The sequence below is a fragment of the Stenotrophomonas sp. PD6 genome (assembly GCF_049199305.1).
GTDB lineage: Bacteria > Pseudomonadota > Gammaproteobacteria > Xanthomonadales > Xanthomonadaceae > Stenotrophomonas.
Genome location: NZ_JBLZQD010000018.1, coordinates 84177 through 90176, shown reverse-complemented (window position 1 = coordinate 90176; position 6000 = coordinate 84177). Strand labels below are relative to the sequence as shown.

The window sequence follows — 6000 nt, the reverse complement described above, 5'->3', positions numbered from 1 at the left end:
GGGGTTACGCCCGGCTGGCCGGGCCCGGGGGGCGCCGCTGCCCCCCCCCCCCCCCCGGCCCCGGGGGGGGGGGGGGGGGGGGGGGGGGGGGGGCTGGGGGCCCCAAAACAACCCCCGGGCCCCCCCCGGCCTCTACAGCGTAGCGCCGGGCTTTGCCCGGCGTACATCATTCCCAACAACGGTCGGCGCGGCCCTTCAGGGTCTGGCTGCGCGTGCAGTCGCGGGGCGCGATGCGGCCTTCGGTCAGCTCGGTCTTGCGCTTGCTGCCGTCGGCCGCACGGTTCAACTCGAAGCCGTCGTACAGACCACCGGTCACGGTCCGTGCTTCGTACCGCAGGTGCTGTGGATCGATCGTGAGCACCTGGAACAGCTGGGTATCCTCACCGACCGGGGCCATGGTCGCGCGCGCCTCGTCGGAGAGGCGGTATTGCTTCGGACCGGCCACGGTCACCACGTACTGCGGCGTGGCCCCCTGCCCTTCGCCACGGCGGCCGTAGGTGTGGTCGTGGCCCTGCAGCACGAGGTCGACGTTGTGACGGCGCACCACCGGCAGCACCACATCGCGCAGCTCGGCGTTCTCGCGGCCTTCGCGCGGCGAATAGAACGGCTGGTGCAGCATCACGATCGTCCAGCGCTGCGTGTTGCCGGCCAGCACCTTGTCCAGCCACTGCCCCTGCGCCTTGGCAGTGCCCAGATCCAGTGCCGAGGTCCCATCCAGCACCACGAACCGTGCGCCCTGGTAGTCGAACCAGTAGGTGCTGGTGGCTGCCGCTTCGCTGCCGTTACGCGGCAAGGCGAAGGTCACCGGCCAGTGCTTGCCCAGCACGCGGCGTTCCTGTGGGGTGTCCTCGAACTCCTCGAAGTACTCGTGGTTGCCGATGGCTGGGGCGACCGCCGTTTCCTGCGGCAGCCAGCCGGCGGCGGCGAACCATTCGCCCCACTCGCTGTCGTCCGCACCATCGCCACCGCTGACCAGGTCGCCGGCGAACAGGGTCAGCCGCGCGTCGGGAGCGGCCTTGATGCCCGCGCGCAGGACGCGCGAGACGTGGCTGAGGTTCTTGTTCTGGGTGTCGCCGAAGTACAGCACGGTGAGCGGCTGATCGGCGCGCCCGGCCGTTCGCAGCTGGTTCCAGGCACTCCAGGTCGCGTTGCCCTGCACTCGCCACAGGTACAACGTGTCCGGTGCCAGGCCGCTCACATCCACGCGGTGGTGATGCGAGGCGCCCAGCTCGGTCTGCAACGGCGTGGTCGTCGCGGTCACCCGCGTCACTTTGCCCACGTCGGGCGAATCGCCGGCCACGACCCACTCGAGCACCGGCGCGTCGACCGTCGCGTCGGTCCGCCAGGCCACGCCGAAGCCGCGCGCGGCGTCCTGCGCCGGCGAGGCGACGATGCGGTCCGGGAACCCGTTGGCGGCGTAGTGGCGGTTGCCCGCCGGCACCTGGGTATTCGGTTCGGCCCCGGTGGCCGTGGCGGCAGCCGCCAGGCCGCTGCACAGCAGCAGCGCCACGCTCAGCGCCGCTGCACAGGTCTTCACCCGCATCACTTTTCACACTCCAACGGCAACGACAATTGCTTGGCCACACTGGCCCAGTCGAACGCGACCACGCCCTGGTCATCATGCACGGCGTACAGCGCGCCATGCGGGAAACGCGCCGACGCGGTCTCGGTCATCCAGATGCCGTCGGTATTGGCCACGGTATTGCCCTGGAATGCGCCGACATGCTTCAGCGTGTGACGGTCGAACAGGTGGAACACGCTGCGCTGCTTGCCCTGCTCGGTGGTGATCCACCAGCCGTCCTTGCCGCAGGTGCGCAACATCACGCCCTCGGCCTGCGCCTTGAAGGCATCGCGGCCGAAGGTGGTGCCGGTGAACTTACCTTCCAGCGTGTACACCTTGAACTCGCTGGCGTAGGTCTCGTCCTCTTCGGCGATCAACAGACGGTCGTTGGCCGGGTCGCCCCAGATCGATTCGACCACGCGCAGGGCGCCTGCCTCGCTGGTGTCACCGATGCTTGCGGTGAGGGTGGCCTGCGCCTTGCCATCGCGCACCTGCAACGCATAGCGGCGCACGCGCTTGTCCAGCTCGGCCAGCGGCGGCAGCACGTCGTTGCCCTGTGCGTCTTCGCCGGCGTCGTAGGAGTCGGTCACATACACGTCGTAGCCATCGGCCTGCTTGTTGACCCACAGCCCGTACGGCTTGCGCAGGTCCTCGGCGGCGAACGTGCCCAGTGGCGTGAACGACGGCAGCTGCAGCACCTGCACGCGGTGACCGTCGCGCTCCACGATCAGCACCAGGTCGTCGACCACGGCGATGCCGTTGGGCCGCATGAACTGGCCCGGCGCGGTGCCGGTGCTGCCCACGTCGCGCAGGTGCTCACCGGTCTGCCCGTCATACACGACCAGCTTGTCGGTGGCCTTGGCGGTGGCGATCAGCCACACCTGGCCTTCCGGGGTGGTCCAGCTCGCCGGCGAGTCGATGTTGTCGGCCGGGGTCATCGGAGTCTGGAAAGTCTCCGCTACAGTCGCCACGCTGCGGCCGGTGGTCGCGGCGGCAGCGTCCACGGCAGGCGCGGCGGCTTCGGGGGTGGAGCCCGGCTTGCAACCGGCCAGTACCGCCAGGGCAAGCAGGCCCAGGACCGGGCGTGCGCGCATCACAGGGCCACCTTCAGGCCGAGCGCATAGGTGCGGCCGTATTCTTCGTTCTGCAGCGTGCGCGAACGCACGCCCTGGTAGAGCTCCAGCGGCTTGTCGAGCAGGTTCTGCGCTTCGAAGTACACGCTCACGTTGGAGGTGATCTTGTAATCCAGGCTGAAATCGAGCTGGGTGTTGGGCGCCACGAAGATGTCGTAGGCGCGGCTGTCGCCCAGCGTATCCAGGTATTCGCTGCGGTACACGGCCGCGATGCGGGTGCTGAAGCCGGCCTTCTCGTAGCCCAGGTGGGCGCTGTACACGTGCTTGGAGGCACGCGGCAGGGTGAAGTCCTCCTCGGCGCGGCCGTCCAGACCCGGGTCGAAGTCGGTCTCCAGCCAGGTGCCGCTGGCGCCGACCAGCAGGCCGTCCCAGCCCGCCGGCAGGAAGCTCAGCTGCTGCTGCCAGTTGAATTCGGCGCCGTACACCTTGGCCTTGTCGCCATTGATCACGCGCGTGACTTCGAAGCCCGGGTACTCCGGATCGCTGTCACTGACGGTGTTGACGATGTAGCCGTCGATGGACTTGTGGAACAGACCCAGCGAGAGGATGCCGGTGCTGCCGATGTAGCGCTCGAAGGACAGGTCCAGGTTCTTGGATTCGTACGGATCCAGTTCCGGGTTGCCCAGCCGCACTTCCTCATCGCCGCGGTTGTAACCGATACGCGGGGCGATGTCGCCAAACGACGGGCGCGAGACGGTCTTGTTGGCGGCCGCACGCAGCACCCAGTCGCTGCCGGCGTCGTAACGCAGGTGCAGGCCAGGCAGCACGTTGGTGTAGCTGCGGTCCGCGCTGAGCGGGGTGACCGTGTAGCTGCGGCCGTTGGCGGCGACATCCACGCGGTTGCCGGTGGCCTGGAACTGGGTGTTCTCGACGCGCACGCCGCCGATGATGCGCAGGCTGCCGACGTCCCAGGTGCCCATGGCGTAGGTGGCGAAGATGTCTTCGCTGGCGGTGTAGTCCTCTTCCAGCGAGGTAATCGCATTGCCGCCGACGTCCTGCGGACGGGCGCTGTACTGGCTGCCGAACTGGGCCCAATAGCGGCGCATGGCGTCCGAGCTCATGCCCTGGCCGAGCGTGCCGCCACGGTGATCCGGGGTGGAGGCGGTCCAGTCGGACAGCGCCACGTCCGGACCGACGCGCAGTTCACGCTCGTCCGTATCCACATCGCGGTCGCGCCAGCGGCCGAGCAGGCCGAACTTGTAGCTGCTGGTGTCGCCGTCGAAGCGGATGTTGACCTGCGCGCTGTGTTCCTTGTCATCCACCCGCTTGGGCGAGATCACGAAACGGTCGAAGTCGTAGTTGCCGTTGTCCATCCAGCTGGCATCGCTGAGGGTGTAGCGCGGGATGCCGGTGTTCTGGTTGACGGTGGCGGCCAGGTCGTCGCCGTTGTACTCGAAGCGCGCTTCCATCTCGTCGTTGACGCGTTCTTCGGTGCGGGTGTAACCGATCTTGTAGTCGAGTACCGCGTTGGTCAGGCGGTTCTCGCCGCCCAGGCTGGCCGCGAAGGTGTTTTCCTTCTTGGTGCGGTAGCGCATGCGCTTCTGGATGGCATCGGCAGGCAGGTCGTCGACGCGGTACTGGTTGCCGCCGAGCGCGGTGACCTCGCCGTCGCCGAAGTTGAAGATCGTGCGCTGGCGCGTTTCGGCGTCGTCGAACTGGCTGTACAGGGTGCGCAGGTAGTACTGGCTGTCCTCGTTGGGGCGCCAGTCGAAGTTCAGGTTGGCACCGACGCGCTTGCGCTCGATCTCGTACTTGCGCTGCTGCAGGCTGTTGGCGAACAGGTCGTCTTCGGCGCCGCCGTCGAACTCGCCGTACTCCACTTCGGTGTTGTCAGACTCGAACTTGCGGTTCTGGTAGTTCACGCCCAATGCCACGCCGAAGGTATCGGCGAACACTTCGCTGTAATTGAAGGCTGCCTTGGGGCTGGTGTGCCCGGACAGCTGCTGGTGGCTGGCCTCGATCTTGCCGCGCAGGCTGCGCCCATCGCGATCAAACGCCGAGGCGGACTCGACCAGGATCGCGCCGCCGATGGCGTCGCCCGGCATGTCCGGGGTGGGCGACTTGACCACGCGCAGGCGCTCGGTGGAATCGGACGGAATCACGTCCAGCGGCGCGGCGCGGCTGGAGTCTTCCGGGGTGCCGATGGCGATGCCGTCCACGCTGACGCTATTGAGGTTGGCGTCCAGGCCACGCACGACCACGAAGCGGCCCTCGCCCTGGTCACGGGTAACGCTCACGCCGGGCAGGCGCTGCAGCGACTCGGCCACGTTCTTGTCCGGGTACACGCCCATGGCGTCGGATGACACGGCGTCCTGGATGGCGTCGCTGCTGCGCTTGAGGTCGACCGCACGCGTCTGCGATTCCAGCTGCGGACGCACTTCAACGCGGTCCAGCTCGGTGGCTGCCGCAGCGCCGGCGAGTTCCCCGCTCGCGGCGGCCACGGCAGGCGCGGTGGACAGGATCAGCAACGACACGCTGATGGCGAGTCCCAAAGTCGATTTCTTCTGCACAGCATCCCCAACGGTGTAAAGGTTGGGTCAGCACGGTATGTCCGAGAGGTTGCATGGGCATGACACCGGTGGTGATGCGGACCGCCGAAACCTGCCTCTGGTCGGGTACAGCGCGGGTGCGGCAAAATGGTGCCCTCCCCGTTTTGTTGGCATTCCCATGAAAATCGTCGAAGTCCGCCACCCGCTGGTGCAGCACAAGATCGGCCTGATGCGCGACGCGTCCCTGAGCACCAAGGACTTCCGCGAGCTGGCCAACGAGCTCGGCGGCCTGCTCGCCTACGAGGCCACCGCCGACCTGGACACCGAGGCCCACACCATGGCCGGCTGGGCCGGGCCGGTAACGGTGCAGCGCATTGCTGGCGCGAAGATCACGGTAGTGCCGATCCTGCGTGCCGGGCTGGGCATGCTCAGCGGCGTGCTGTCGCTGATTCCGGCGGCGCGGGTCAGCGTGGTCGGCCTGCAGCGCGACGAGGAGACCCTGCAGCCGGTGCCCTACTTCGAGCGCCTGACCGGCCGCCTGGAAGAGCGCGACGCGCTGATCCTGGACCCGATGCTGGCCACCGGCGGCACCCTGATCGCGACCATCGACATGCTCAAGCGTGCCGGCGCGCGCCGGATCAAGGGCATCTTCCTGGTGGCGGCGCCGGAAGGCATCGCCGCGGTGCAGGCGGTGCATCCGGACGTGGAGATCTTCACGGCCGCGATCGATGCGCGGCTCAACGAGAAGGGCTACATCCTGCCGGGCCTGGGCGATGCCGGCGACCGCATCTTCGGGACCCGCGTAGCCGGTTGATCC

At 68.0% G+C, this 6000-nt stretch carries 4 protein-coding genes; 1 reads left to right on the top strand and 3 read right to left on the bottom strand.

Features of this window, described 5'->3' with window-relative positions; genetic code table 11:
- Positions 1-166: 166 nt before the first annotated feature.
- From ACOZHM_RS18820 to ACOZHM_RS18810, 3 genes are read right to left on the bottom strand one after another with little or no spacing between them, the layout of a single operon-like run.
- The gene (locus tag ACOZHM_RS18820; protein WP_421570821.1) at positions 167-1543 is read right to left on the bottom strand and encodes a metallophosphoesterase; all 1377 of its coding nucleotides are present in this window, start codon (positions 1541-1543) and stop codon (positions 167-169) included.
- Positions 1543-2655, bottom strand: a complete 1113-nt coding sequence (locus ACOZHM_RS18815) for a phytase (RefSeq protein WP_421570820.1) — start codon at positions 2653-2655, stop codon at positions 1543-1545. The genes ACOZHM_RS18820 and ACOZHM_RS18815 overlap by 1 nt, the downstream gene beginning before the upstream one ends.
- On the bottom strand, positions 2655-5162 hold the full coding sequence (locus ACOZHM_RS18810; RefSeq protein WP_421570826.1) for a TonB-dependent receptor: 2508 nt from the start codon (positions 5160-5162) through the stop codon (positions 2655-2657). The genes ACOZHM_RS18815 and ACOZHM_RS18810 overlap by 1 nt, the downstream gene beginning before the upstream one ends.
- 199 nt (positions 5163-5361) lie before the next feature.
- Between ACOZHM_RS18810 and upp the strand changes: the two genes are divergently transcribed.
- Entirely contained in the window at positions 5362-5997 is a 636-nt protein-coding gene (upp, locus tag ACOZHM_RS18805; protein WP_313344076.1) for a uracil phosphoribosyltransferase, read from the top strand.
- Positions 5998-6000: the final 3 nt, after the last annotated feature.